The 2,530-nt window shown below is 71.7% G+C and carries 2 protein-coding genes and 1 pseudogene; 2 read left to right on the top strand and 1 reads right to left on the bottom strand.

The genetic code is table 11. The features are described 5' to 3' along the window. Positions 1 to 92: 92 nt before the first annotated feature. Positions 93 to 452, top strand: a complete 360-nt coding sequence (locus tag G3I53_RS17985) for a hypothetical protein (protein WP_164334713.1) — start codon at positions 93 to 95, stop codon at positions 450 to 452. A 107-nt stretch (positions 453 to 559) separates the two neighbouring features. On the opposite strand, the gene G3I53_RS17980 is transcribed toward G3I53_RS17985, so the two are convergent. Then, positions 560 to 1,717: a substrate-binding domain-containing protein gene (locus G3I53_RS17980; RefSeq protein ID WP_164334714.1), complete on the bottom strand. Its 1,158-nt coding sequence runs from the start codon at positions 1,715 to 1,717 to the stop codon at positions 560 to 562. A gap of 329 nt (positions 1,718 to 2,046) precedes the next feature. Between G3I53_RS17980 and G3I53_RS17975 the strand changes: the two are divergent. Then, positions 2,047 to 2,530: pseudogene (locus G3I53_RS17975) on the top strand (hypothetical protein); the annotation flags it as partial.

Genomic DNA, 2,530 nt, shown 5'->3' with positions numbered 1-2,530 from the left:
TGCCCGCGCCCCCCGGCCCGCGCACCGCCGGCCCGAGGTCAGGGGGCCGGGGTGTACCCGGCCGGGCCCGGCCTCGGCTACGCTCCATCAGCATGTCGCACCCTGACGATCTGCTGGCCGGCATCGCTGCGATGGTGGAAGCGGATCAGGACAGTCAGATGTCACTCACCGTGGTCGTCTCCGGGGCCGTGATCACCGGACGGCTCGCACCGGAGGCCCTGTGGCGGGCGCGGGTGGCGGAAGTGCTGCGGGACTCCGCACGCCTGCGCCACTTCGCCGTTCCCTTCGCCGAGGCCCGCGAGGCGGACGCCCCGCCCACGCACCTGCACTTCCACCTCGCGCGCATCCTCCAGGGCAGCTACGGCATCCCGGACACGGGAGGCATGTACCGCGTCGCCCTCGCCGATGTCAGCGCCTGGACGATCGGGGACATCGGCTACTCCGACGAGTGAGCCGGGCCGGACACGGGGACCGTCCGGACGCCCGTGGGACGCCCGTGGGAGGGCGGTGACGGGCGCGCGCCGCGACGCCGTCCCCGCGTCCCCGTGTCCCGGCGTGCTCACGGGGTCAGGTCGACCGACTCGCAGGCCTGCGCGTACTGCGCCGTGCAGATCTCCTCGGCGGTGTAGACCTTGTCGAGGATCACCGTGTCCTTGATGTTGTCCTTGGTCACGGCGACGACCGGCACGAGCATCGCCGGGATGTCCTTGCGGGTCGGGCTGTCGACCCGGTCGCGGGCCAGCGCGTCGAACTGGATGGAACGGTCCTGCACGCGTGCCACCGCGATCTCCGCGGCGCCGCTCGCCTCCAGCAGGAACGACTTGTACACCGTCATGTACTGCTCGCCCGACACGATGCGCCGCACCGCCGCCAGGTCCGCGTCCTGCCCGGTGACCGGCGGCAGTTCGGCGACCCCGGCCTCCTTGAGCGCCTCGATGACGGCGCCCGCCATCCCGTCGTTCGCGGAGTAGACGGCGGCGATGTCGGCCGCCCCCACCTTCTCGATCGCCTCGCGCATGTTCTCCTTGGCGACCTTGGGGAGCCACTTGCGGGTGTCGTACCGGGCGACGATGTCCACCTTGCCGTCCAGTTCCGCGAGCGCGCCCTTCTTGAACAGCGCCGTGTTCGGGTCGGCGGGGGCACCGTTCATCATGACGACCTTCTCCGCCTCGGCCTCCTCGCCGAGCGCGTCGAGGACGGCACGGCCCTGCACCTCGCCGACCAGCTCGTTGTCGTGCGAGACGAACGCGTCGATCGGCCCCTCGGCGAGCCGGTCGTAGGCGATGACCGGGATGTCCGCGTCCTTGGCCCTCCGCACGTCGGCGGCGACCGCCTCGGCGTCCACCGCGTTCACCACGATGACGTCGACCCCGTCGGCGATCAGCTTGCCGAACTGCTCGCTCTGCTTCTCGCTGCTGCCCTCCGCGTTGGCGTAGACGACCTTGCCCTTGCCGTCGGTGAGCGCGGCCACCCGCTCCTTGATCAGGGGGTGGTCGAACTTCTCGAAACGCGCCGTGTCCTTGTCGGGCAGGAGCAGACCCACGGTCATCTCACCGTCGTGGGTCGGCGACGCGTCGCCGTCCGGGCCGGCGGCGCCGAGGACGCCGCACGCGCTCAGGGACAGCGTGCAGGCGGCGGCCGTCAGGACCCGCGCGGTACGGCGCGCGACGGCCGGGGTACGGGCAGTACGGGTGGTACGGGTGGTACGGGGGTTCACATCAGGTGCCTTCCGGGGCGGGGTGCAGCGTGGCGACCGGGTGATGGGCAAGCCAACGCGGCATGACCGGGCAGCGTCAAGAAAGCACTGTAACGGGCTCGCAACAGCAATCCCGCACCCGCCGGAATGCGCCCGTACGGCATCTGTTTTCGGCCGTCGGTACCGTTTTTCGGACCTCAACTCCCGTTCCTGCACTGAATGTTGTTCAATACCCGGAAGCTACTTACGAGTTACCTGCGTCGCCCTCACGTGTTTTCCCCACGGCGTGCGGAGTATTTGCGCAGGAAAGGCACAGGGGCTGCACACCGCCGCCCCCGCCTCTCGTTAGCGTGACGGTCCCTGCTCCGATCAGGAAGAAGCAGATGGACTACTGCTCCACGTGCCGCCGTCATCTGAACGGCGCTCTGGTGTGCCCGGGTTGCGGCGCCTACGCGCCCGACATCGCGCCGGGCGTCCTCGGCGGGCACCACGTACCGGGAGCGGCGACCGCGCACCGGAACGTCCCGGCGACAGCTGGGGACCCGGCGAGCCGGGCGGACCGCCCGGTCCCGCCGGACGCCCCCCGTTCGGCGAACCCCGTCACCCCGGCCGGAGCGGACCATCAGGCACCCGGCGCGGGACCGGCGGCGCACGCCCCGCACGCCGGTGAGGACATACCCTCCGACGTCCTGCCGCCGATGTCCGCCCGGCCCACCGGACGCGCGGCCCGGCGGCGGCAGCAGGACCGCCGGCGGAAGACCCAGCGCCGTGCCCTGATCGCGACGGCCGTGGCGCTGGTCGGCGGCGGGCTGACCGTCGCCTCGATGGAGCGGG

Origin of the sequence: Streptomyces sp. SID14436, from assembly GCF_010548465.1 — a bacterium.
GTDB lineage: Bacteria > Actinomycetota > Actinomycetes > Streptomycetales > Streptomycetaceae > Streptomyces.
This window is presented reverse-complemented; position numbering and strand designations above follow the sequence as displayed.